We start from the raw sequence: 23,861 nt of genomic DNA on the forward strand, positions 1-23,861 counted from the left end.
CATGCAAGAAGGGCAAAACCGTAAAACCTCGTCCTTGAGCATTCTCGCCATCGCTGGGGTGGAGCCGTATCAAGAGAAGCCGGGCGAAGAGTATATGAACGACGCCCAGCTGTCGCATTTCAAGCGCATTCTTGAAGCTTGGCGCAACCAGCTCAGGGACGAAGTAGACCGTACCGTGTCGCACATGCAGGAAGAGGCAGCAAACTTTCCTGATCCCGCGGACCGCGCCACTCAGGAAGAGGAATTCAGCCTCGAACTGCGTAACCGCGACCGTGAACGCAAACTGATCAAAAAGATCGAGAAAACGCTGAAGAAAGTAGAAGACGATGATTTCGGCTTCTGCGAATCCTGCGGCGTAGAGATTGGCATTCGTCGCCTTGAAGCGCGTCCGACTGCCGATTTGTGCATCGACTGTAAAACCCTGGCCGAGATCCGCGAAAAGCAGATGGCCGGCTGATTCAGTCGTTATTACCCGCGGCGCGCAATACCAGCGCGCCGCACAGAGTTATTATGCCAGAAAGTCATTATGTGGGGCGTTTTGCCCCCTCTCCTTCCGGGGATCTGCACTTCGGTTCGCTGATCGCCGCCCTGGGAAGTTTTCTGCAGGCCCGCGCCCGCCACGGGCAGTGGCTGCTTCGCATTGAAGATATCGATCCGCCGCGCGAAGTCGCCGGTGCCGCCGACCGTATTCTGACCACGCTCGACCACTATGGCCTCCACTGGGACGGCCAGGTTCTCTATCAATCCCAACGTCACGATGCCTACCGCGCCGCGCTGGACTGGCTGCAACGCCAGGGGCTCAGCTATTACTGCACCTGCACCCGCAGCCGTATTCAGCAGGCGGGCGGCCTGTACGACGGCCACTGCCGCGCGCTGCGCCTCGGCCCGCAGAACGCCGCCATCCGCCTGCGGCAGAGCGCGCCGGTCTACGGCTTCCACGACGGCCTGCAGGGCGAGCTGCACGCCGACCCGGCGCTGGCGCAGGAGGATTTTATCATCCGCCGGCGCGACGGCCTGTTCGCCTATAACCTGGCGGTGGTGGTCGACGACCATTTTCAGGGCGTGACGGAAATCGTGCGCGGCGCCGACCTGATTGAACCGACGGTGCGCCAGATAGCGCTGTACCGTCAACTGCAGGCGCCGGTGCCGGATTATATCCACCTGCCGCTGGCGCTGGGGAATCAGGGACTGAAGCTGTCGAAGCAAAATCACGCGCCGCCGTTGCCAGACGGCGATCCGCGACCGGTGCTGATCGCCGCGCTGCATTTTTTGCAGCAACCGCTGCCGGAAAGCTGGCAAGATCTTGATCTGCCGTTATTATTGAGCTGGGCAATAGAAAACTGGACGCTGGCAAAGGTGCCGCGTCAGACCGCTCTCGCCCTGCCGCAAAACATAACGGCATTCTCAAAGGCGCCATGGTGAGCTATGATTAGCCGCTATTTTTTTATAAGCCCGAGTGATGTCAAACCACAGCAACCCCATACGGCTGTGGTTTGCCATCGGCAAGGGAGCGCCATTTTTATCCGTCACTATCGAGGTGTACCATTTTTACCCGAGTAGCCAATTTCTGCCGTAAGGTACTCATCGGCGACGACAAATCAGCCCGCGATGATGCGCCGGCCAACAATCACGAGCCGGTTCGCACAGAGCGCGCCGACGCCCAGAAGCCTGCCGCGCCGCGCCAGCGTTCCGCCGATAAAGGCCGGGAGCATGCCGGCCGTCGCCCTGCGCCGCGTAAGCGCGCGCCGTCATCCGCCGCCGAGGGAACGCGCCCTATGACCGTGATCCCACGTGAGCAGCATGCGATTTCGCGTAAAGATATCAGTGAAAACGCCCTGAAGGTGCTGTACCGCCTGAATAAGTCCGGCTTTGAAGCCTACCTGGTCGGCGGCGGCGTACGCGATTTGCTGCTGGGTAAGAAACCAAAAGACTTTGATATCACCACCAACGCCACGCCGGAGCAGGTACGCAAGCTGTTCCGCAACTGCCGTCTGGTCGGCCGCCGCTTCCGTCTGGCGCACGTGATGTTCGGGCCGGAAATCATTGAGGTCGCCACGTTCCGCGGCCATCATGAGCAGAATCCGGAGCACGACAAGAATTCCTCCCAGCAGGCCCAAAGCGGCATGCTGCTACGCGACAATATCTTCGGTTCCATTGAGGAAGACGCCCAGCGTCGCGACTTCACCATCAACAGCCTGTACTACGGCGTAGCGGACTTCGCCCTGCGCGACTATGTCGGCGGCCTGCGCGATCTGCAACAGGGCGTGATTCGCCTGATTGGCGATCCGGAAACCCGCTACCGCGAAGACCCGGTGCGCATGCTGCGCGCGGTGCGCTTCGCCGCCAAGCTAGATATGACCATCAGCGAAGAAACCGCCGAGCCGATTCCGCGCCTGGCGTCGCTGCTGCACGATATTCCGCCGGCGCGCCTGTTTGAAGAGTCGCTGAAGCTGCTGCAGTCCGGCTACGGCTTCCAGACCTACCTGAAACTGTGCGAATACCAGCTGTTCCAGCCGCTGTTCCCGCTGATCGCCCGTCAGTTCACGCCGAACCACAATACGCCGATGGAGCGTATTCTGGTGCAGGTGCTGAAAAACACCGACCACCGTCTGCAGAACAATATGCGCGTCAACCCGGCGTTTCTGTTCGCCGCCATGCTGTGGTATCCGCTGCTGGAGCACGCGCAGAAACTGGCGCAGGAGAGCGGCCTGGCCTATTACGACGCCTTCGCGCTGGCGATGAACGACGTGCTGGACGAGCAGTGCCGCTCGCTGGCGATCCCGAAACGCATCACCACGCTGGTGCGCGATATCTGGCAGCTGCAGCTGCGTCTGTCGCGTCGTCAGGGCAAGCGTGCGCACAAGCTGATGGAACATCCGAAATTCCGCGCCGCCTACGATCTGCTGGCGCTGCGCGCCCAGGTGGAGAACAACCCGGAGATGCAGCGCCTGACCGAATGGTGGGCCGAGTTCCAGGATGCGACGCCGGCGCGACAAAAAACCATGCTCAGCTCGCTGGGCGACGATCCCGCGCCGCGCCGTTCACGTCAGCGCCGGCCGCGCCGCCGCGCGCCGCGTAAAGAAGGGGCATAATGATCCGCGTTTATATCGCGCTGGGCAGCAACCTGGCGCAGCCGCTGCAACAGGTTCACGCCGCGCTGGAGGCGCTGGAGCATCTCCCGCGCAGCCGGCTGATCGCCTGTTCATCGTTCTACCGCACCAAACCGCTGGGGCCGCAGAACCAGCCGGACTTTCTCAACGCCGTGGCGGCGCTGGATACGCTGCTGCCCGCCGAACAGCTGCTCGATCACACGCAGGAGATTGAGCGCAACCAGGGGCGGGTGCGCAAGGATGAGCGCTGGGGGCCGCGTACGCTCGACCTCGATATGCTGCTGTACGGCGACAGCGTGATTGACAGCGAGCGCCTGACGGTGCCGCATTATGGCCTGAAAGAGCGCGAGTTTATGCTCTACCCGCTGGCGGAAATCGCCCCCGACCTGATTCTGCCGGACGGCGAACCGCTGGCCGCCTGCCTGCAGCGTGTGCCGATGAACGGCATGACGCTGTGGCACTCGGCCTGACGCCCATGACCACGGGCGTCGCGCCGGCTACAGCATCACCCGCACCTTAAAGCCTCCGTCTTGCCGGTTGGCAAAGCTGACCCGCAAACCATGCAGCGCCGCAATCCGCTGTACAATCGACAGCCCCAGCCCGCTGCCGGTCTGTTCCTGCCCCGGCGGACGATAGAAACGTTCCCCCAGCCGCGCCAGATGTTCATCCGTCACCCCCGGCCCGTTATCCTCCACCGTCAGTACGCGCTGTTCTAACGTCACGGTCACCGTGCCGCCGGATGGCGTATAGCGCAGCGCATTATCCACCAGGTTACGCACCAGCAGCGACAGCAGCAGCGACTGCCCCGGCCGCGGCGCCGGCGCTCCCTGCGCCTCATAACGCAGCACGATCCCCGCGCGATGAGCGTCGTGCTCCTGTTCGGCCAGCGTCGCCGTCACCAGCTGATGCCAGTCAACCCGCTCCTGTTGATGCAGATCCGGCAGCGCATCCAGCCGCGACAGCGTCAGCAGTTGGTCCACCAGCCGCGTGGCGCGATCGATGCTGATGGTCAGGTTCTCCAGCGCGTGCGCGCGCACCTCGGCGTTATCGCCGGCCAGTTGCACCACCTCGGTCTGCACCCGCAGCGCCGCCAGCGGGCTGCGCAGCTCATGCGCTGCGTCTGAGGTAAAGCGCCGCTCGCGCTGCAGCATGGCGCTGATACGGGCAAACAGCGCGTTAAGCGCGTCCACCAGCGGGCGTACTTCGCTCGGCACCCGGTGCGCCCTGAGCGGCGCGTCATCATCCGGCGCACGGCGGTGCAGCTCCTGCGCCACGCTGCGCAGCGGACGCAGCTCGCGCCCGACCACAATGGCGATCAGCAGCATCAGCAGCGGCAGCGTCGCCAGCCACGGCGTCAGTTGCCCGGTCACCAGCGCCCAGGCCATATCCTGCCGATACTCCATCTCCTGGCCGACGGCGATGCGTTGGCGGCCGTCCGGGCTGGTCAGCCAGACCAGCCGCCAGCGGTCGTCATCACCTTTCAGCCGGCCATCGACGAACCCTGCCGTCCGGCCGTCAAATTCGATGTCCTTGCCGTTCTCACCGTCGTTCAGCAGCATGCGCCCCTGACGGTCGAAAATCGCGAACGCCAGCGCATCGTCATCCTGCTGGCCGCGCTTGCCGTGGCGCACCAGCTTTTTGGTTTTCGGCAGTCTGGCGGTACGCGGGATATCGCCGAGGTTGGCCGTCGCCAGCCGTTTGGCGAACAGCATCTGCTGGGTGTCGAACACTTCATTCAGGTTATCGCGCGTGATGTTCCACGCCACCGCGCTGGCGACGCACCAGGTCAGCAGCGCCAGCAGGCTGAACAGGATAATCAGACGCAGCCGCAGGCTCAGACGTTTCACCCGGCATCCCCCAGCGTGTAGCCCACGCCGTGCACCGTGCGGATAAAGCCGTTGCCCAGCTTGCGGCGCAGGTGGTGAATATGCACCTCAACCGCGTTGCTGCTCACCTCATCGTCCCAGCTGTACAGCTTTTCCTGAATCAGCGGCCGCGCCAGCACCCGCCCCTTGTTGTGCAAGAACAGCTCCAGCACCGCCAGTTCGCGCGGCGTCAGCGTTACCACCTCGCCGTCCAGCGTGACGCTGCGCGCGGCGGTGTCGAACACCAGCCGGCCGTGCGTCAGTTGCGCACTCAGCTGGCCGTGACGCCGGCGAATCAGCGCCTGCAGGCGCGCCGCCACCTCCGCCAGCGCAAACGGCTTGCACAGGTAGTCATCGGCGCCGCTCTGCAGACCGTCCACCCGCTGCGACAGCGCATCGCGCGCGGTCAGGATCAGCACCGGCACGTCCTCGCCGGCCTGACGCCATTCGCGCAGCAGATCGAGGCCGTCGATGCCCGGCAGGCTGAGATCGAGGATCACCGCATCATAGGGCGCGCTGCCCAGCGCCTGTCTGCCGAGCTTGCCGTCGGTAAACCAGTCGAGGGTGAAACCCAGCTGGCTCAGCCCGACCTTGATGCCGTCGCCGATAATCTTGTCGTCTTCAATCAGCAGAATTCTCATGCGCGTCCTTTTGTTCGCCGCAGGCGGCCATGTTTTCAGCGCTCGCCGGGCCGTCTGGAAAGAGATATTTACTTATTACATCATAAGGTTCTTAAGAACATCTTAACCATAACTATCGTCGCTACCCACCCCCGAAGGGTTACAGTAGAATGACTGCACTTTTTTTCCGTCAGCGCCGGTGCACGCCACACGGCGCTATCAAGGAGACGTTGTGATGAAACCCACCACCGTGACCCACTTACGCCAGTGGAAACAGGAGCAGCGCAAATTTGCGACGCTGACCGCCTACGATGCCAGCTTCGCCAGACTGTTTGAAGAACAGGGTATCAAACTCATGCTGGTTGGCGACTCACTGGGCATGACGCTGCAAGGACACGACTCCACGCTGCCGGTCACCGTGGCCGACATCGCCTATCACACCCGCGCGGTACGCCGCGGCGCGCCGGCCTGCCTGCTGCTGGCCGATCTGCCGTTTATGGGATACGCCACCCCGGAACAGACCTTCGCCAACGCGGCGGAAGTGATGCGCGCCGGCGCCAATATGATCAAAATCGAAGGCGGCAGCTGGCTGTGCGATACGGTGAAGATGTTAGTGGACCGCGCCGTGCCGGTGTGCGGCCACCTGGGGCTGACCCCGCAGTCGGTCAATATCTTCGGCGGCTACAAGGTACAGGGCCGCGATGAGGCGGCAGCCAACCAGCTGATTGAAGACGCCAGGAATCTGGAGCAGGCCGGCATTCAGCTGCTGGTGCTGGAGTGCGTGCCGACCGAGCTGGCGCGTAAAATCACCGCCATGCTGTCTATTCCGGTGATCGGCATCGGCGCGGGCAACGGCACCGACGGCCAGATTCTGGTGATGCACGACGCCTTTGGCATCACCGGCGGCCATACGCCGAAATTCGCCAAAAACTTCCTCGCCCAGAGCGGCGATCTGCGCAGCGCGGTGCAGCAATATATTCAGGAAGTCGAACAGGGTATTTATCCTGCGGCCGAACACTCATTTAACTAAGCGTCAGCCCTATTGAACCGGGAGCCAACATGTTAATTATTCAAACCCTGCCGCTGCTGCGCCAGCATATTCGCCGCTATCGTCAGGAAGGAAAACGCATCGCGCTGGTGCCGACCATGGGCAATCTGCACGACGGTCATATGACGCTGATCGACGAGGCCCGCGCCCGCGGCGATATCGTGGTGGTCAGCATCTTCGTCAATCCGATGCAGTTCGACCGGCCGGAAGATCTGACCAACTACCCGCGCACCCTGCAGGAAGACTGCGAGAAACTGACCCGCAACAATGTCGATCTGGTGTTTGCGCCGGCGCCGGCGGAGGTCTATCCGCAAGGGTTGGGCGAGCAGACCTTCGTCGAAGTCCCCGGCATTTCCGCAATGCTGGAGGGCGCCAGCCGTCCCGGCCATTTCCGCGGCGTGTCGACCATCGTCAGCAAACTGTTCAACCTGGTGCAGCCGGATCTGGCCTGCTTCGGCGAGAAAGACTACCAGCAGCTGGCGCTGATTCGCAAAATGGTGGCCGATATGGGTTACGACATTGAGATCGTCGGCGTGCCGACCGTGCGCGCCAAAGACGGCCTGGCGCTCAGCTCGCGCAACGGTTATCTGACGGCGGACGAACGCAAGAAGGCGCCGCAGCTCAGCCGCATCATGCAGGCGCTGGCCGAACGGCTGAGCAACGGTGAGCGGCAGATTGATGAACTGCTGGCGCAGACCGCCGAGCAGTTGCGCAACGCCGGCTTCACCCCGGACGAGCTGTTTATCCGCGACGCCGACAGCCTGCAGCCGCTCGGCACCGACAGCCGGCGCGCGGTGGTGCTGATGGCCGCCTGGCTGGGCAAGGCCCGGCTGATTGATAATCAGCAGGTCGACCTGACCGAGTAACTATTTTTTGCACAGTCGTCACCATTTCCCCCGCTGCCAAGTAGACAAGGCCGGAGATATCGGTGACGATATTGCTGTTCGCTGTCGGAACTTAACTCACGCCTGTGAAAGGTAACGCTATGATACGTACTATGCTGCAAGGCAAACTGCACCGGGTAAAAGTCACCCAGGCAGACCTGCATTATGAAGGCTCCTGCGCCATCGACCAGGATTTTCTGGATGCCGCTGGCATTCTGGAATATGAAGCTATCGATATTTATAACGTTGATAACGGTCAGCGTTTTTCGACCTACGCCATCGCCGCCGAACGCGGCTCGCGCATTATTTCCGTCAACGGCGCGGCGGCCCGCTGCGCCTGCGTCGGCGATCTGCTGATTATCTGCTCTTACGTGCAGATGAGCGATGCCGATGCCCGCCAGCATCACCCGAAAGTCGCCTACTTTGAGGGCGATAACCAGCTGCAGCGCAAAGCAAAAGCGGTGCCGGTACAGGTTGCCTGACGGTCGGAAAACATGACGAGGGGCTGAACCGGGTTCAGCCCCTTTTTTATCGGCGTTACTGAACCACCGTGCCCGGCTTATTGGCGATGCGGTCCGCCATCGTCTGGATCGAATCGGTACGCAGAATATACAACCGCTTCAGCTTATACGGGTTGTCGCCCGGCTTTACTTTTCCCTGCACCGTCGTCACCGCCAGATGGAAGCCGGCGTCTTCTGCAGCCTGCACCGCCTTCTGGTTATAGGCGCCGAACGGATAGGACAGGTACAGCACATGCGGGTTGAACTGCGACAGCGCGCGGCGTGAGCGCTCAAAATCAAACGTAATATTGTGCAGGCTGCGGCTCAGCAGGATCGGCCGCTTATAGCCGTCGATGCGGTGCAGGAAGTGGGTATGTGACTGGATATCAAACACATCCTGCAGCTGCTTCAGCTCTGAAATGCTCATAAACTGCAGCGAGTCCGGGTTCCACTTCTGCGGATGACGCTTGATGCGTGACGAAATAATAAATGCCGTCGCGCGGAAACCGTACTGTTTCAGCACCGGATAGGCATAGCGGTATACCGATTTCAGGCCGTCATCAAAGGTCAGCACCACCGCTTTGCCCGGCAGGTTAATCCGGTTCTTCAGATAGGCTTCCAGCTGATAGAGCGAAATGGTGTCATAACCGGCCTGCTTCAGGTAGGTCATCTGATTGCTGAAGGCCACGTCCGAGGTGGTAGTGGAGGTATGCCGAAAACGCTTGTTCTCGTCATTCTTCAGCAGGTGGTGGTAGGTCAGCACCGGGATACCGTTATCGACCTCACAGTCCAGCTCGCTGACGTAACCGAGCCGGTCGCCGAGATTGATTTCATACCAGGTGTTATTCAACCGATCCTTCAGCCGGCCGATAATCGGGTAGCGCAGGTTCTCTTCCAGAATGCCGAAGATTTCGCTTTTGTTATCCGCTGCGGTGTAGACGTTGATTGCTTTATGGGTAATCAGGTTCTGATTGGTCAGCGGCTTGTTCAGCTCACCCAACGGATCCTTCACCTTTTCCGCCTGCGCCCTGTTGAGGCGCTCGACGTCATCCTTATCGATAAACCCTACGCCGTGGCCGAACTTCAGCTCATAATATTCCGCGTCCGCCGGAAAGACCTGCACCAGTTGCCCTTCCTTCACTTCGCCCACCGGAATGACCTGTTCGCCAATCAGCGAATAGATTTCGCTGTCGCGTTTTGCTTCCATATAACCGGATTTTAGCGCGTTGTCTGCCGACACCAGGCCGGCCGACGCCGCAGGCGCCAGCAGCGACGTCAACACGCCAGCCAGCGTGGCCGCTATTTTGATGTGAAACCGCATGAGAGTGTTCTGCTTAACCGTGCGTAATGACCAGAAGTCGGGGGTGCGTCAGCATAGCATGATTTACAGCGGGGAGAAAAAGGCGGGATAAGCAACATCCCCTCCCGCTGTAAACATGCGGGAGGGGAGAAAACATCAGGTGCGCAGACCTCGGCCGCGCTCAATGAGATACCAGGCCAGCAGGTAGAACACCGCGATAAACGCCAGCAGCACCGCCATGGTCAGCGTCAGCGGCACGTCGTGCACGCCGAGGAAGCCGTAGCGGAAGCCGCTGATCATATACACGATCGGGTTCAGCTTCGACACCGCCTGCCAGAACGGCGGCAGCAGCGACAGCGAGTAGAACACCCCGCCCAGATAGGTCAGCGGCGTCAGCACGAAGGTCGGAATCAGGCTGATATCGTCAAAGGTGGTGGCGAAGACCGCATTAAGCAGGCCGCCCAGCGAAAACAGGATCGCCGTCAGCAGCAGCGTGACGGCAATCACCCACCAGGCGTGGATCTGCAGCGGCACGAAGAAAAGCGAGATTGCCGTCACCAGCACGCCCACGCAAATGCCACGCGCCACGCCGCCGCCGACGTAACCGGCAATCACCACGTGGGTCGGCACCGGCGCCACCAGCAGCTCTTCGATATTGCGCTGGAATTTGGCGCTGAAGAACGATGAGGCGACGTTGGCGTACGAGTTGGTGATCACCGCCATCATAATCAGACCGGGCACGATAAACTGCATGTAGGTGAAGCCATGCATACTGCCGATTTGCGAACCGATCAGATTACCGAAGATGATAAAATACAGCGTCATGGTGATCACCGGCGGCACCAGGGTCTGCACCCAGATGCGCGCAAAACGGTGCACTTCTTTCGCCCAGATGCTCTGCAATGCCACCCAGTACAAACGTGTCATGCTTTTTCTCCATTACCATTAACCAGGGTGACAAACAGCTCTTCCAGCCGGTTGGCCTTGTTGCGCATGCTCAGCACCTGTACGCCCTGCGCGCTCAGTTGGCTGAACAGCCCGTTCAGCCCCTGTTCGCGCATTACTTCCACTTCCAGCGTCGAGGTGTCGACCAGGCGGCTGTGATAGCCGTCCAGCGCCGGCAGCGGGCTTTTCGCCGCCAGATCGAGGATAAAGGTCTCCGACTTCAGCTTCGCCAGCAGCCCTTTCATCGAGGTGTTCTCCACCAGCTCGCCGTTCTGGATAATGCCGATATTACGGCACAGCATCTCCGCCTCTTCCAGATAGTGGGTCGTCAGGATGATGGTGGTGCCCTGCGCATTGAGGTCTTTCAGGAAGCCCCACATGGAGCGGCGCAGTTCAATATCCACCCCGGCGGTCGGCTCATCGAGGATCAGCAGCTTGGGCTGATGCATCAGCGCGCGAGCGATCATCAGGCGGCGTTTCATCCCGCCGGACAGCATGCGCGCCCGCTCGTTGCGTTTTTCCCACAGATCCAGCTGCGTCAGGTATTTTTCCGCGCGCGACAGCGCATCGCGCCGCGTCACGCCGTAATAGCCCGCCTGATTGACCACAATCTGCATCACGGTTTCAAACGGGTTGAAGTTGAACTCCTGCGGCACCAGCCCCAGCTGGCGTTTGGCGTTGACGATGTCTTTGTCGGTGTCGTAACCAAACACCTGCACCTTGCCGGAGGTTTTGTTCACCAGCGAGCTGATGATGCCGATAGTAGTGGATTTCCCCGCGCCGTTCGGCCCCAGCAAGGCATAAAAATCACCGGCTTCGACGCGAAGGTCGATGCCGCGCAATGCCTTGACCCCGCCGGCGTAGGTCTTGGTCAACTGTGTTAATTCCAGTGCATAATTCATAAGCGATAAGGGTACCCTATGACCATGTCTTCGAGACTGATGTTATTGAATAATTTCTCTGATCTTACCATCAACGGCGCGCCTGCCGAGTTGAATCCGTGCGGTTAACTCCACTGTTCCGATTTCAAAACTGTGACGCTTGTCCTATATTACTCAAACGCAAAGTGTTCATTACAGGTGCATAACCTCCATGAAAGAGATCGAAAGGCTAATTGCCAACAACCAAGCGTGGTCCTCCAACATCAACCAGGAAGACCCAGAATTCTTTGAACGTCTGGCGCAGGCGCAAAAACCGCGTTTTCTGTGGATTGGCTGTTCCGACAGCCGCGTGCCTGCCGAACGTCTGACCGGAATGGAGCCGGGAGAACTGTTCGTGCACCGCAATGTGGCCAACCTGGTGATACACACCGATCTGAACTGTCTGTCTGTGGTGCAGTACGCCGTTGACGTCCTGCAGGTCGAACATATCATCATCTGCGGCCACCTGGGCTGCGGCGGCGTGCAGGCGGCGGTCGAAAACCCGGAGCTGGGGCTGATCAACAACTGGCTGCTGCATATCCGCGATCTGTGGTACAAGCATAGCCCGCAACTGGAAAAACTCGAAAAGGAAGAGTGTCTCAACGCCCTTTGCGAAATCAACGTGATCGAGCAGGTGCATAACCTGGGCCACTCCACCATCATGCAGTCCGCCTGGCAGCGCGGCCAGAAAGTGATGATTCACGGCTGGGTATATGGCATTCAGGACGGGCGTCTGCGCGATCTGGACGTTACGGCGACCAGCCGCGAAAGCCTGGAGCTGGGCTATAACAAAGGCATTTCGACGCTGTTGCAGAGTAAAGGCTTACAGCAGCCGTAAGCGAAGTCTGATAGATAGCGGTAAGCTGGCGGGGCGCGCGTTAAACCGCGCCGCCCCCAATCTTGATTATTCGTCGAGCAGCACCACTTTGCCGACATACGGCAGATGGCGGTAGCGCTGGGCATAGTCGATGCCGTAGCCGACCACAAACTCGTCCGGAATAGAGAAACCGACGTACTCTACCGGCACATCCACTTCACGACGCTCCGGTTTATCCAGCAGCGTACAGATCGCCAGTGATTTCGGGCCGCGCAGCGCCAGAATCTCGCGCACTTTGTTCAGCGTATTGCCGGAATCAATAATATCTTCCACGATCAGCACGTCTTTGCCGCGGATGTCTTCATCCAGATCTTTGAGGATTTTCACGTCGCGGGTGGTGGACATGCCGCTGCCGTAGCTGGAGGCGGTCATGAAATCAACCTCATGCGACACCTCAATGGTGCGGCACAGGTCGGCCATAAACATAAATGAGCCGCGCAGCAGCCCGACCAGCACCATATCGCTGCCGCTGTCGCGGTAATTTTCGGTGATCTGGCGGCCAAGTTCGGCGATTCGGGTCTTAACTTCCTGCTCGGAAATCATTACTTCTACAGTGTGTTTCATAGTTTTCAGGTCTATTGCCGGAAGAAAGGCGCAGATTCTAGCATAGCCTGACAGCAGAGGCGACGCGAGCGCGCCGCCCTGCTATTTTTACCGTCAGGCGACGGTAAAGCCCATCATCATGCCGGTATCTTCATGCTCCAACAGGTGGCAGTGCGCCATATAGGCGTGCTCTGCGCTGGCTTCATGGTTGAACTGCACCAGCACTTCACTGCGCGCGCCTTCCACCCGAACCGTGTCCTTCCAGCCAGCGCGATGCGCCGCCGGCGGCTTGCCGTTTTCACTCAAAATACGGAACTGGGTGCCGTGAATGTGGAAAGGATGCAGCATCATGTCGCCTTCACCGGAGATGACCCACTTCTCATACTGCCCGCGCTTGGCGGCGAACATCGGCTTGCTCATATCAAACGCCTTGCCGTTGATGGTATTACCGTGGCTGAAATCATACGGCTGCTCGCCGTGCTTCATCCCCGCCATCTTGTTGTGGTCCATCGTGCCATGATCCATACCGGCCATCTTGCCGTGATCCATCTTGCCGTGATCCATACCGGCCATCTTGTCGCCGCTCTCCGGTGCGCCGTGGCCCATGCTGCCGTGATCCATGCTCATGCCGGCCATCGCCTGATGGCCGTAGCGGTCCATCAGCGCTTTCATCCCCAGCATATCCAGCTTTGGATCCATCATCAGACGGAACTCACGCTGCTGTACGCCGGCGGCGGCAGGCAGCGCCGGCAGTTTCACCAGGCTGTCCGGCATGGATTTAATCCCCTGCGCCAGCGATGGCTGAATGTGCAGCACCGGCAGCGGCCGATCGAACGGCGCCAGCGTCATGCCCATCTGCTGTACCGGCAGCGTGACGATATCAAACGGTTTACCGTCGCTGGCGTCGACCAGCACCTCAAAGCGTTCGCCCATCAGCATCGGCAGTTCCGTCAGCTTCACCGGCTCACCGAGGAAGCCGCCGTCGCTGGCGATCACATACAGCGGGCGCCGATCGCTGGTCGCCAGCTGCAGCGAGCGCGCGTTACATCCGTTAAGAAAACGCAGGCGCAGCCAGCCGCGCGGCGCGATGTGCTGCGGATACTGCGCGCCGTTGGTAAACATGCGGTCGCCAAACCAGCCCACCGCCGCGCTCATGATATCGAGCTGATACTCAATCTGCGCATCTTTGCCCAGGCGTTTATCCTGCAAAATCACCGGGATATCGTCCTTACCCCAGGTTTTCGGCAGCGGCAGCTTGCCGCTCTCTTCATCTTCCAGCAGCACCAGCCCCCCCAGCCCCATCATCACCTGATGGCCGGTTTTGCCGTGCGTATGCGGGTGGAACCAGCAGGTGGCCGCCGGCTGGTCAATGGTGAAATGTACGGTGCGGGTAGTGCCCGGCGCGATCAGCGCCTGTGGGCCGCCGTCGACGTCGCCGGGAATTTCCAGCCCGTGCCAGTGTACGGTGCTGGCTTCCGGCAGTTGGTTGTTGATATCGACCGTCACCGGCTTGCCGCGCTGCAAACGCACCGCCGGCCCCAGCAGAGCGCCGTTGACGCCCCAGGTTTTGGTCGCCGCCTGCGGCAGCCAGTTCATCTCGCCGGTCTGCAGCGCCAGCGCCAGCTTTCCTTGCGCATCCGGCATCAGCAGCGGCGGTATCGGCAGCGCGGGCAGATCGGCCGCCCAGGCGGCCCGGCTCCAGAGCGGTAATGCGCTGGCCGCGCCCAGCGCAGCGGTAAACTTAATAAAATCACGACGTAACATAGCTGACTCCCTTTTCCAGTTACATGAAAGCATCAGGCCAGCCTAAACCCTCCCCTTGGTGGAAGGTCAAGTATCAATAATAGTTTGATTCGTCTTGTTTTGTTAAGTTACGTCAAGTTATTTGGGCGCTAGCTATCGTGCTCCAATCATCGGGCTTCAAACGTGCTCTGGTCTGCCACAATCTCACCGTTTTCTTGCAGTTTGTAGCGCCCTTCATAGGTGGTAAACACGGTGCCCAGATTACGGCTGTGGCTGACAGAGAAAACCGCATCCTTTTCAATACAGTTCTTTGGCGATGTCATATCGTCAAAACACAGTCGATCGTACTTGCCTTCTTCTTTGTAACCATCCCCAAACCTCCAGAATGTGACAAAAAAGTAGCCATCTTTTGCCGGGGCAGGAATTCCATATTGTGCTGTGAATGTTTTTTGGTTTTTGAGCCACCAATTCATTTTACCCCGATCGCTAAGCGGAAAGTTTTCAACTAAAACAGAAGCAAACTCTCCTTTTTTATGTACGGCAATAATTTTCACCGGGCGAACCAATATCCATATCAATAAACCAAGCAATATAACGATAACCAAAGCAAAAAGCTTTACCTTACATTTCACCTTCATCACCACGCCCCCCGCAACTCTATATCCGCTTCCATATTTGTCATAAACGGCTTAAACCCAAATTGGCTATAGCGCTGCAGCACAAACCAGATGCGAAAAAAACGAAACTGATTAAATTTGAGTTTCAAAATATCCTCTGCATCCAAACCGAAGTGATCTTGTACTTTGTAGTTCACTGCCGCACGATAGCCACTACTCTCTATGTGGAGTGACTTTATGGTGATATGCGTTGCCCATGTGTCATGAACGGTTATCCCCATACCGTTAAAATTATCCTGAAACCGATCGAACTTGGGCAGTCTCCCATCAAGAATAATTTCCCTTATCCTGTAAAAATTTTCATTGGGAAAATAACCGTTAACCCTATCGATATTTTCATCTAAAGCATTTTTTATTTTTAATAACGAACTATTGTCCGTCCTATCATTAATAATATGCGCCTTCAGCGCCTGGTCTAACAACGCATCCCGAAACGGCGTGCCGTTGCCGTATTGCATATGGTTGATCATCTTGCCAATCAAATGCCGATACGGGCCGTATAGCGCAAAGGTCGCTGACAGTTCCCGGAACTCATCAAACAGTATCCGGGCGCATTCCTGACGCCCTACCGGCCCACCCGCAGCCGGCGGCCTGAACATTGACGACCGGCCGCCAAAAGCGGCGAGCCGCCTCAGCGTGTACGGCTCTACCTTGGTAGAGATGTCCGTTAAACGAAACTGCGTCTTTAACTGGCCAGCCGTCAGGTCGCCGCTGCGCATATCCTCCGCTCCGTAGTCATCCATCCGTTTTTGGGTCTCGAATACCGTACAGGGGAACATTAATGCCGTCATCGTTATACACTCCTTGTGCCTACCCTCCTGTGAAACGAACAGAAATCATACGTGCAGGCCGGATAAACTGCAAAGCATCCCCCGCAGACGAAAGTAGAGTGGGAAGGGAAAAAGTGTGGTAACGTCTGCAGACAACCAACGGCCCCATTGTCACGATGAAAAAGACAACTTTATTGATACTGTTGCTGAGTACGCTGGGCTTTTCCAACGCCAGCCTGGCGCTCAATGAATCAGAGGCGGAAGACCTGGCGGATCTGACCGCGGTGTTTGTGTACCTGAAAAACAACTGTGGTTACAAAGATTTGCCTAACGAGCAGGTCAAACGCGCCATCGTCTATTTTGCCCAGCAAAACCGTTGGGATCTCAGCAACTATAATCACTTTGATATGAAAGCCCTGGGCGAGGACAGCTACCGCGATCTCAGCGGTATCGCCATCCCCACGCCGACCAAGTGCAAATCGCTGGCGCGCGACTCCCTCAGCCTGCTGGCCTACGCCAACTAAAGGCGGCCGGCTCCCCCGCCGCCGCTCGTCCCTTTTCCCGCTGATTGTGTGAAATTCCACCGTGCAACCTGTAGCAGAGTTAGCTATTATGTTGCGCCGATTTTTCATGGCTGTTATTACGGAGCATCCCGACATGGCCCAAAAAGAAATTTGGTATGAAACGCTGCACGACAGCTTTGGTCAGTACTTCGCGGTAGAGAAAGAGCTGTACCGTGAAAAAACCGAGCATCAGGATCTGGTGATCTTTGAAAACGCAGTGTTAGGACGCGTGATGGCGCTCGACGGCGTGGTGCAGACCACCGAACGAGACGAGTTCATCTACCACGAGATGATGACTCACGTACCGCTGCTGGCCCACGGCCAGGCGAAGAAAGTATTGATCATCGGCGGCGGCGACGGCGGTATGCTGCGTGAAGTCAGCCGCCACCGCGGCGTTGAGCAGATCACCATGGTGGAAATTGATGCCGGCGTGGTGGAGTTCTGCCGCCAGTACCTGCCCAACCACAACGCCGGCACCTACGACGACCCGCGTTTCAAACTGGTGATCGACGACGGCGTTAACTTCGTTAATCAGACCGATGAAAAATTCGATGTGATTATCTCCGACTGCACCGACCCGATCGGCCCCGGCGAAAGCCTGTTTACCTCGGCATTCTATGAAGGCTGCGCCCGCTGCCTGAATGAGAACGGCATTTTCGTCGCGCAGAACGGCGTCTGCTTCCTGCAGCAGGATGAGGCCGTCAACAGCCACACCCGGTTAAGCCACTATTTCCAGGACGTCAGCTTTTATCAGGCGGCAATCCCGACCTATTACGGCGGCATTATGACCTTTGCCTGGGCCAGCCAGAACCCGGCGCTGCGTCAGCTTGACCTCGCCACGCTGCAACAGCGCTTTAACCAAAGCGGTTTACACTGCCGTTATTACAACCCGGCGGTCCACAGCGGCAGCTTTGCCTTGCCGCAATACCTGCTCAATGCCCTGGCCAACGCACCGGCATAAGCGGCAAAGAGCGCATTCCACGCTAGACCCGAGAAAAACAAAGGGGGTGAACCAAATTGCAAAAGCTGAAACTGCACGGCTTCAATAACCTGACCAAAAGCCTGAGTTTTTGTATTTACGATATTTGTTACGCCAAAACCGCGGACGACCGCGATGGCTATATCGCCTACATTGACGAACAATACAACGCCAACCGCCTGACCGAGATCCTCAGCGAGACCTGCTCGATCATTGGCGCCAACATTCTGAACATCGCACGTCAGGATTACGAGCCGCAAGGCGCCAGCGTCACCATTCTGGTGAGCGAGGAACCGGTCGATCCGAGAGACGTTGATACCTCGGAGCACCCCGGCCCGCTGCCCAATACGGTGGTGGCACACCTGGACAAGAGCCATATCTGCGTACACACCTACCCGGAAAGTCATCCGGAGGGCGGTCTGTGCACCTTCCGCGCCGATATTGAAGTCTCAACCTGCGGCGTGATTTCCCCGCTGAAGGCGCTGAACTATCTGATCCACCAGCTCGAGTCGGATATCGTCACCATGGATTACCGCGTACGCGGTTTTACCCGTGACGTTAACGGCGTGAAGCACTATATCGATCATGAGATCAATTCGATCCAGAACTTTATGTCTGAGGATATGAAGGCGCTGTACCACATGATGGATGTGAACGTTTATCAGGAAAATATCTTCCATACCAAGATGCTGCTGAAAGATTTCGACCTGAAGCACTATCTGTTCAACGCCAAACCCGAGGCGCTGAGTGAGGAAGAACGACAACGGATTACCGATCTGCTGTGGAAAGAGATGCAGGAGATCTATTACGGGCGGAATATTCCTCACCTGTAAACCACACGGGGCAGCCAAGGCTGCCCCGCTGTTTTAGCGGCCAACGCTACGGATTAGTGCTGTCGGCCTGCACCGATGGCGCATTCACGTCATTAATATGCGCGCGCGTCAGGCGGTACACCACCGGGCTTAACAGCGCCAGGGCGATCAGGTTCGGGATCGCCATCATTGCATTCAGCGTATCGGCCAGCAGCCAGACAAACTCCAACGACTGGGTGGCGCCAATCGGCAGCGCGATGATCCAGGCGATGCGGAACGGTACGATCATCTTCGGCCCGAACAGATACTGAATGCACTTCTCGCCGTAAAAACTCCAGCCCAGAATGGTGGTAAAGGCAAAAATTGCCAGTGCCACCGCCACAATGTAGTTACCGCCCGGCAGAGACGACGAGAAGGCCGTCGAGGTCAGCGCCGCACCCGTCTCACCGCTGATCCATTTGCCGCTGATAATGATGGTCAGGCCGGTGATGGAGCAGACGATGATGGTGTCGATAAAGGTGCCCAGCATGGCGATCAGCCCCTGACGAATCGGGTTCTGCGTTTTTGCTGCCGCGTGGGCGATCGGCGCGCTGCCCAGACCGGCCTCGTTGGAGAACACCCCACGCGCCACGCCAAAGCGAATCGCCGCCCAGACCGCCGCGCCGGCGAAGCCGCCCTGCGCCGCCACCGGCGTAAAGGCGGAGGTAATAATCAGCGAGAAGGCCGCAGGGATCTCGCTCACGTTCAGCCCCAGCACAATGATACCGGCGGCGAAATAGCCCACCGTCATCAGCGGCACCAGTTTCCCCGCCACGTCGGCGATGCGTTTAATACCGCCGATCAGCACCGCCCCCACCAGCACCACCAGAACGCCGGCGGTCATCCCGTGGGAAATGCCGAAGTTACTGTTCAGCGCCTCGGCAATCGAATTGGCCTGCACGGTATTGCCGATGCCGAAGCCGGCGATACTGCCGAAAAAGGCAAACAGCGTCCCCAGCCACATCCATTTTTTGCCTAACCCGTGCTTGATGTAGTACATCGGCCCGCCGACATAGTGACCGCGATCGTCAACTTCACGAAAGCGCACCGCCAACACCGCCTCGGAATACTTGGTCGCCATGCCCACCAGCGCGGTGATCCACATCCAGAACAGCGCTCCGGGGCCGCCGAGCACCACCGCCGTGGCAACGCCGGCAATATTGCCGGTGCCAATGGTGGCGGACAGCGCGGTCATCAGCGCATTGAACGGTGAGATCTGCCCGTCGCCACGGTCGTGATTACGCTCGAACAACAGCTTAAATCCGGTGCCTAACCGGCGAATCGGCAAAAAAGAGAGCCTAATCTGCAGAAAAATACCAATGCCCAGAATGCCAATCAGCATCGGGACACCCCATACCACGCCATTAACGGCCGACAACCCCGCTATCACCCAATCCATCGCTTCCCCCTGCCCTTGCCTTATTTGTAACAAAATGATTTATATTTATTAACAAGATGTAACCTAAAAATGGTAGGGATACAAAACAAATCGGCATTAAACCGGGGGTAGGTCACGTTGTCCGTCGGTGACAAGCACGGGGAAAATAGAGGGGGAATAACGCCTGGCGGACGAGCGGCCCGCCATGGCTGCGGACGGCTACGCCAGATGCAACTGTGCAGGCAACGCCGTTAATTGCTGCTGTATCTCCGCCGGCAGGGCGCCGTCGGTCACAATGTCGGTCAGCTCGGCCAGCGGCGTCACGCAAAACAGCGAATAGGCGCCGTATTTGCTGCTGTCCGCCAGCAACACGCGCCGGCGCGCGTTGGCCGCCAGATCCTGCTTCAGCCCGGCCTTCTCTTCCGTCGGCGTGGTAACGCCCTTCTCCAGGCTCCAGGAGTTACAGCTGATAAAGGCAATGTCCGGATAGACGCCGCGCAGCAGCCGGCGGCCATGGTCGCCGATGCAGGACTGGCTGCTGTCATCAATGCGTCCGCCGATAATGGTGACCTCTATCTGTTTGAACTCCGACAGCAGCAGGGCAATGCGCAGATCGGCAGTGATCACCCGTAACGGCAGATGGGTCAGATTACGCGCCAGCTCCAGCATGGTGGTGCCGGCGTCCAGCACCACCGCATCGCCAGGCTTAATCAGCGCCAGCGCCTGCCGGGCAATGGCGCGCTTTTCCTGCAGATGACGCAGCTGTTTTTCATTGGTGGTGGGCTGGGCGGGAATAAAACGATTGAGCGCCACGCCGCCATGGCTGCGGTTGATAACGCCCTGTTCATCCAGTTTGATCAGGTCGCGGCGAATAGTGGCCGGCGATGCGTCGATCGCCGCAACCAGTTGTTCAACCGTGACCAGATTATGGCCCTTTAAATAGTCCAGAATCTGGTCCAGACGATGTTGTGGCTTCATAGTCCCTTGATTAGGCAAGCTGCGTGGCTAATTGTATCGAGATCGCCATGCTCTCAGACTTGGCTTTACCTGTCCAGGCAATATCAAAGGCCGTACCGTGGTCGGCGGAAGTCCGAATAAACGGCAGCCCGGCGGTAATATTCACCCCGTCATAAAAACCCAGCAGCTTCAGCGGAATATGTCCCTGATCGTGGTACATCGCCACCACCATATCGTACTGCCCTTCATAGGCCTGCAGGAAAACCGTATCCGGCGGGCAAGGCCCGTAGACATCAATGCCCCGCGCCTTCGCCGCCGCAATCGCCGGGCTGACAATCTTGATCTCTTCATCACCAAACAGGCCGTTTTCCCCGGCGTGCGGGTTAACGCCGGCGACGGCGATGCGCGGCTGGCTGAAGCCCACCCGTTTGAGGAAGGTATCCGCCATCGACACTACCGTTTCGATCCGCTCGGCGCTCAACGTATCCAGGAACGTGCGCAGGGCAATGTGGGTGGAAACGTGGATCACTTTCAGTTTATCGGTATACAACACCATGGCGTAATCACGGCTGTGGGTCAGCGTCGCCAGCAGCTCGGTATGGCCCGGATACATATGTCCCGCCAGATGCAGCGCTTCTTTGTTCAATGGCGCGGTGGCGATAGCCTGCACGTCACCCGCCATTGCCAGCTCGGTAGCGCGTTTTACACAGCGGTAGGCCAGATCCCCCGCCTGCGCCTGTACTTTGCCCGCCTCCAGCGCCGCGGGATCCGCCAGCGGCTCATCGATCACGTTGATCACCCCCGGCGCAAAACGCGCCTGGGCCACCGTTGCTATCGGCCGCAGTTCTGCCGCCGGCGTAATGCCCAGCGCCTGAATACGCTGCAGCGTCTGCAAGCAGCCCACCACCACGGCGCGGGCGCCGGACAGCTCTCCCTCGGCCAGCGCCTTGATGATAATTTCCGGCCCGATGCCCGCCGGGTCGCCCATGGTAATCGCTATGATGTTATTTGCCACTGTACATCTCCTCAATAAAATAAAGCGCATCGCGCAGCGTGGTTTCGCCGCCAAAACCGCCGGCCTTGGTGATCACCGGCAGATCGTCAATTTCACTGTTGATAAAGGCGCCGCACGGTACGCAGGGCGCCACTTCGCCGTTAATGCGGTAGCCTTCCGCCCCCAGCGCCCGGGCGACGGCAATCGCGATATCCCCGCCGGTCAGGAACAGGCCGCCGATACGCGCGTGGTTGATAATCCCGAGCGTCATCTCCCCCAGCGACTGGCTGATGCGATCGCCCAACTGCTGGCGGCTGATGCACAATTCGGCGCACAGCTGCTCGACCTGCTGACGCGCATCGTCGTCACGGCAGGTACGCAATACGCAGTGCTGACGCGCCTGCAGTATCGCCACCGCCTGCGCGACGATGTCGCTGCACACCTGCGCGCCATGTGCCGACAGCAATGCCTGCACATCGATATCGACGATGCCCAGCGACTTCTCCTGCTCGGCGAAGGCAATCTGCCGACGGGTGGCCTCACTCATCGAACCGGCCACCACCAGCACCGGCAGCCGCTGCCGATCGCTGAGATACCAGTCCGACGGCAGCGCATTCGCCAGGCCGGCGGCACCCACCAGCAGAACGGGCGTGGCAAGCCGGCCGATACTCTGCGCCAGCAGCGCCAGATCGCCATCCAGTTCGGCGTCCGCCACCACAATGCCGCCCTGCTGCGCCAGCAGCTCCAGTTGCTCATCCAACTGCGCACCGCGCACCGTCGCCAGATCCAGTTCATGGATAGCAATATCGGTTTGCAGGCCAATCAGGGTGCTAATCTGTGACGAGGCAATCGGTGTTTTCGGATCGCTGGCGAATTCGGTTTCCAGCAGCGGCACGCCGTGCACCCAGCACGCCCCATCCCGCGTAACCCGTCCGGCAGCCGGGATCGCCGCCGCGACAATCGCCAGCCGTGCGCCGCTGGCCTGCATCGCTGCGGCAATTTCTGCCCCGACGTTGCCGCGGAAGGTGGAATCAATCTTTTTGTACACCCGCGGCGGCCGTTCATCGTCGCAGTACGGACGCAGCGCATCGCTGACTTTGCGCGCCGCCTCCGCAGCCGGCAGCGCACGGCTTTCGGTATTGATCACCAGTACATCGCCGCCGCGCGGCGCCTGCTGCCGGTCATTCAACAGCACATTGGTGCGCGCGCCCTTTTTCGCCAGCTGCACGCCGGTATCATTGGCGCCGGTAAAATCATCGGCAATCACAATCATTTTCATGCCGCCTTCTCCTTCGCTGCTGCATTACGCTTCGCCACCCAGGAACTGAGAACCGGCGTCAGGATCGCCGTGGTAATCACCGAGGCGGCAATCAGCGGCGCAGCCGCCGCAGCGACCGATGCCAGCGAGGGGTCCGCCTGCGCAATCGCCAGCGGCGTCGCCACCGCATTGCCCGCGGTGCTGGAAGCCGCCGCCCCGGCGATACCGCTGCCGCCGACCAGCCGATCGGCGCGGATGTTAAAGAAACCGCCGACAAAGGTGGTCAATGCCCCCAGCAGAATGCCCGCCAGCCCGCCCTGCAGCAGCATTTCCAGATTAATGCCGGCACCGAGCGCAAAGGCGAAGAACGGGATCAGCACCGGGCCGCCTTTGGTCAGAAACTCGCGCATGTTCGGATCGAGGTTGCCCAGCAACATACCCACCAACAGCGGCACCAGCACCGCGACCAGCGCCATCAGCGGAATGTTGGCCATGCCGGCGGCGCCGAGCGCGATCATGGTGAAGAAGGGGCCGTCGTTGAGCGATAAAATGGAAATAGCGCCGACATCGCGCTCATTGCCGAACTCGCCGACCAGCGCCGCATACAAGCCGCCGTTGGAGTTGCTCATCGCCGCGATAATCGCCACGCCGGTCAGGCCGAAGACGCCGTCGGCGCCAAACAGCCGTTCCACGCCCAGCCCCAGCGCCATCGCCACCAGCAGTTTGGTCAGCGTAATGGTGCCGCCCTGCAGCAGCGCCTGCGGTGCCGCTTTAAAACTGATGCCGGCCCCCATGCACAGCAGGAAAGCGCCGATCAGCGGCGCGGCGCCGTTTTTGAATAACGCGGTGGTGAAGCCGCCAATGTCTAAAGCCTCTGGTGTAAACGTGTTCAACAGCGCGCCAAGCACCAGCGGAACAACCATCATCCCGCCGGGGATCTTCTCTATTGCCGCTTTCAGTTTCATAGCACCCTCATTTTGATTTATTTTAATCACAATGATTATATTGAATCAAATTATAAAAAAATAGAGAGCGCGATCGCAGTTATCACGACCGGGAGTGATTTTTTGATTTTATTT

The 23,861-nt window shown here is 59.0% G+C and carries 25 protein-coding genes; 11 read left to right on the forward strand and 14 right to left on the reverse strand.

Annotation, left to right across the window (positions count from 1 at the left end; all coding sequences use genetic code 11):
• The first annotated feature begins 1 nt into the window (after position 1).
• The 4 genes from dksA to folK all read left to right on the forward strand — a co-directional run bounded on the left by dksA (position 2) and on the right by folK (position 3,580).
• Complete coding sequence (dksA, locus tag CLM71_RS19445; RefSeq protein ID WP_015673734.1) at positions 2 to 457, forward strand: RNA polymerase-binding protein DksA; 456 nt, start codon at positions 2 to 4, stop codon at positions 455 to 457.
• Positions 458 to 510: 53 nt separating this feature from the next.
• A complete protein-coding gene (gene gluQRS, locus CLM71_RS19450; RefSeq protein WP_105232454.1) occupies positions 511 to 1,422 on the forward strand; it encodes a tRNA glutamyl-Q(34) synthetase GluQRS in 912 nt (303 codons plus the stop codon).
• Positions 1,423 to 1,775: 353 nt separating this feature from the next.
• Positions 1,776 to 3,092 (forward strand): polynucleotide adenylyltransferase PcnB, encoded by a 1,317-nt coding sequence (pcnB, locus tag CLM71_RS19455; protein ID WP_232251609.1) that lies wholly within the window; start codon positions 1,776 to 1,778, stop codon positions 3,090 to 3,092.
• Positions 3,092 to 3,580 (forward strand): 2-amino-4-hydroxy-6-hydroxymethyldihydropteridine diphosphokinase, encoded by a 489-nt coding sequence (gene folK / locus CLM71_RS19460; RefSeq protein ID WP_105232455.1) that lies wholly within the window; start codon positions 3,092 to 3,094, stop codon positions 3,578 to 3,580. Before pcnB ends, folK begins: the two co-directional genes overlap by 1 nt.
• 27 nt (positions 3,581 to 3,607) lie before the next feature.
• Here folK and qseC read toward each other — a convergent pair whose 3' ends face one another.
• Together qseC and qseB are read right to left on the reverse strand one after the other, a co-directional pair.
• On the reverse strand, positions 3,608 to 4,957 hold the full coding sequence (qseC, locus tag CLM71_RS19465) for a quorum sensing histidine kinase QseC (protein WP_105232456.1): 1,350 nt from the start codon (positions 4,955 to 4,957) through the stop codon (positions 3,608 to 3,610).
• Positions 4,954 to 5,616: a quorum sensing response regulator transcription factor QseB gene (gene qseB, locus CLM71_RS19470; RefSeq protein ID WP_105232457.1), complete on the reverse strand. Its 663-nt coding sequence runs from the start codon at positions 5,614 to 5,616 to the stop codon at positions 4,954 to 4,956. Before qseB ends, qseC begins: the two co-directional genes overlap by 4 nt.
• 214 nt (positions 5,617 to 5,830) lie before the next feature.
• Between qseB and panB the strand changes: the two genes are divergently transcribed.
• The 3 genes from panB to panD all read left to right on the forward strand — a co-directional run bounded on the left by panB (position 5,831) and on the right by panD (position 8,009).
• Positions 5,831 to 6,625 (forward strand): 3-methyl-2-oxobutanoate hydroxymethyltransferase, encoded by a 795-nt coding sequence (gene panB, locus CLM71_RS19475; protein WP_105232458.1) that lies wholly within the window; start codon positions 5,831 to 5,833, stop codon positions 6,623 to 6,625.
• A 29-nt stretch (positions 6,626 to 6,654) separates the two neighbouring features.
• The gene (panC, locus tag CLM71_RS19480) at positions 6,655 to 7,509 is read left to right on the forward strand and encodes a pantoate--beta-alanine ligase (RefSeq protein ID WP_105232459.1); all 855 of its coding nucleotides are present in this window, start codon (positions 6,655 to 6,657) and stop codon (positions 7,507 to 7,509) included.
• A 119-nt stretch (positions 7,510 to 7,628) separates the two neighbouring features.
• A complete protein-coding gene (panD, locus tag CLM71_RS19485; protein ID WP_015673742.1) occupies positions 7,629 to 8,009 on the forward strand; it encodes an aspartate 1-decarboxylase in 381 nt (126 codons plus the stop codon).
• A 55-nt stretch (positions 8,010 to 8,064) separates the two neighbouring features.
• On the opposite strand, the gene CLM71_RS19490 is transcribed toward panD, so the two are convergent.
• The 3 genes from CLM71_RS19490 to CLM71_RS19500 form a co-directional block, all read right to left on the reverse strand.
• Positions 8,065 to 9,348: a polysaccharide deacetylase family protein gene (locus CLM71_RS19490; protein WP_105232460.1), complete on the reverse strand. Its 1,284-nt coding sequence runs from the start codon at positions 9,346 to 9,348 to the stop codon at positions 8,065 to 8,067.
• 135 nt (positions 9,349 to 9,483) lie between these two features.
• On the reverse strand, positions 9,484 to 10,254 hold the full coding sequence (locus CLM71_RS19495; protein WP_105232461.1) for an ABC transporter permease: 771 nt from the start codon (positions 10,252 to 10,254) through the stop codon (positions 9,484 to 9,486).
• Entirely contained in the window at positions 10,251 to 11,174 is a 924-nt protein-coding gene (locus tag CLM71_RS19500; protein ID WP_015673745.1) for an ABC transporter ATP-binding protein, read from the reverse strand. The genes CLM71_RS19495 and CLM71_RS19500 overlap by 4 nt, the downstream gene beginning before the upstream one ends.
• A 190-nt stretch (positions 11,175 to 11,364) precedes the next feature.
• Between CLM71_RS19500 and can the strand changes: the two genes are divergently transcribed.
• Entirely contained in the window at positions 11,365 to 12,030 is a 666-nt protein-coding gene (gene can, locus CLM71_RS19505; RefSeq protein WP_105232462.1) for a carbonate dehydratase, read from the forward strand.
• A gap of 66 nt (positions 12,031 to 12,096) precedes the next feature.
• Here can and hpt read toward each other — a convergent pair whose 3' ends face one another.
• The 4 genes from hpt to CLM71_RS19525 all read right to left on the reverse strand — a co-directional run bounded on the left by hpt (position 12,097) and on the right by CLM71_RS19525 (position 15,823).
• A complete protein-coding gene (hpt, locus tag CLM71_RS19510; RefSeq protein WP_105232463.1) occupies positions 12,097 to 12,633 on the reverse strand; it encodes a hypoxanthine phosphoribosyltransferase in 537 nt (178 codons plus the stop codon).
• Positions 12,634 to 12,726: 93 nt separating this feature from the next.
• Positions 12,727 to 14,376 carry a multicopper oxidase CueO gene (cueO, locus tag CLM71_RS19515; protein WP_105232464.1) on the reverse strand — a complete coding sequence of 550 codons (1,650 nt, stop codon included), beginning with the start codon at positions 14,374 to 14,376 and terminating at the stop codon, positions 12,727 to 12,729.
• Between the two features lie 146 nt (positions 14,377 to 14,522).
• Positions 14,523 to 14,993 carry a DUF943 family protein gene (locus CLM71_RS19520; RefSeq protein ID WP_105232465.1) on the reverse strand — a complete coding sequence of 157 codons (471 nt, stop codon included), beginning with the start codon at positions 14,991 to 14,993 and terminating at the stop codon, positions 14,523 to 14,525.
• Positions 14,993 to 15,823 carry a DUF3289 family protein gene (locus CLM71_RS19525; protein ID WP_105232466.1) on the reverse strand — a complete coding sequence of 277 codons (831 nt, stop codon included), beginning with the start codon at positions 15,821 to 15,823 and terminating at the stop codon, positions 14,993 to 14,995. Before CLM71_RS19525 ends, CLM71_RS19520 begins: the two co-directional genes overlap by 1 nt.
• Positions 15,824 to 15,978: 155 nt before the next feature.
• Here CLM71_RS19525 and CLM71_RS19530 point away from each other — a divergent pair, with 155 nt between their 5' ends.
• The 3 genes from CLM71_RS19530 (at position 15,979) to speD (ending at position 18,177) form a co-directional block, all read left to right on the forward strand.
• The gene (locus CLM71_RS19530) at positions 15,979 to 16,326 is read left to right on the forward strand and encodes a YacC family pilotin-like protein (protein ID WP_105232467.1); all 348 of its coding nucleotides are present in this window, start codon (positions 15,979 to 15,981) and stop codon (positions 16,324 to 16,326) included.
• A 133-nt stretch (positions 16,327 to 16,459) separates the two neighbouring features.
• Complete coding sequence (gene speE, locus CLM71_RS19535) at positions 16,460 to 17,326, forward strand: polyamine aminopropyltransferase (protein WP_105232468.1); 867 nt, start codon at positions 16,460 to 16,462, stop codon at positions 17,324 to 17,326.
• A gap of 56 nt (positions 17,327 to 17,382) precedes the next feature.
• A complete protein-coding gene (gene speD, locus CLM71_RS19540; RefSeq protein ID WP_105232469.1) occupies positions 17,383 to 18,177 on the forward strand; it encodes an adenosylmethionine decarboxylase in 795 nt (264 codons plus the stop codon).
• Positions 18,178 to 18,223: 46 nt separating this feature from the next.
• On the opposite strand, the gene CLM71_RS19545 is transcribed toward speD, so the two are convergent.
• The 5 genes from CLM71_RS19545 to CLM71_RS19565 all read right to left on the reverse strand — a co-directional run bounded on the left by CLM71_RS19545 (position 18,224) and on the right by CLM71_RS19565 (position 23,747).
• Entirely contained in the window at positions 18,224 to 19,594 is a 1,371-nt protein-coding gene (locus CLM71_RS19545; protein WP_105232470.1) for a sodium:alanine symporter family protein, read from the reverse strand.
• Between the two features lie 198 nt (positions 19,595 to 19,792).
• Positions 19,793 to 20,551 (reverse strand): DeoR/GlpR family DNA-binding transcription regulator, encoded by a 759-nt coding sequence (locus CLM71_RS19550; protein ID WP_105232471.1) that lies wholly within the window; start codon positions 20,549 to 20,551, stop codon positions 19,793 to 19,795.
• A gap of 10 nt (positions 20,552 to 20,561) precedes the next feature.
• Entirely contained in the window at positions 20,562 to 21,575 is a 1,014-nt protein-coding gene (locus tag CLM71_RS19555; protein ID WP_105232472.1) for a D-threonate 4-phosphate dehydrogenase, read from the reverse strand.
• On the reverse strand, positions 21,535 to 22,803 hold the full coding sequence (locus CLM71_RS19560) for a four-carbon acid sugar kinase family protein (RefSeq protein WP_105232473.1): 1,269 nt from the start codon (positions 22,801 to 22,803) through the stop codon (positions 21,535 to 21,537). Before CLM71_RS19560 ends, CLM71_RS19555 begins: the two co-directional genes overlap by 41 nt.
• A complete protein-coding gene (locus CLM71_RS19565; RefSeq protein WP_105232474.1) occupies positions 22,800 to 23,747 on the reverse strand; it encodes a 2-keto-3-deoxygluconate permease 1 in 948 nt (315 codons plus the stop codon). Before CLM71_RS19565 ends, CLM71_RS19560 begins: the two co-directional genes overlap by 4 nt.
• Positions 23,748 to 23,861 lie beyond the last annotated feature (114 nt).

Source organism: Serratia sp. MYb239, assembly GCF_002966855.1.
Classification (GTDB): Bacteria; Pseudomonadota; Gammaproteobacteria; order Enterobacterales; family Enterobacteriaceae; genus Serratia_B; species Serratia_B rhizosphaerae.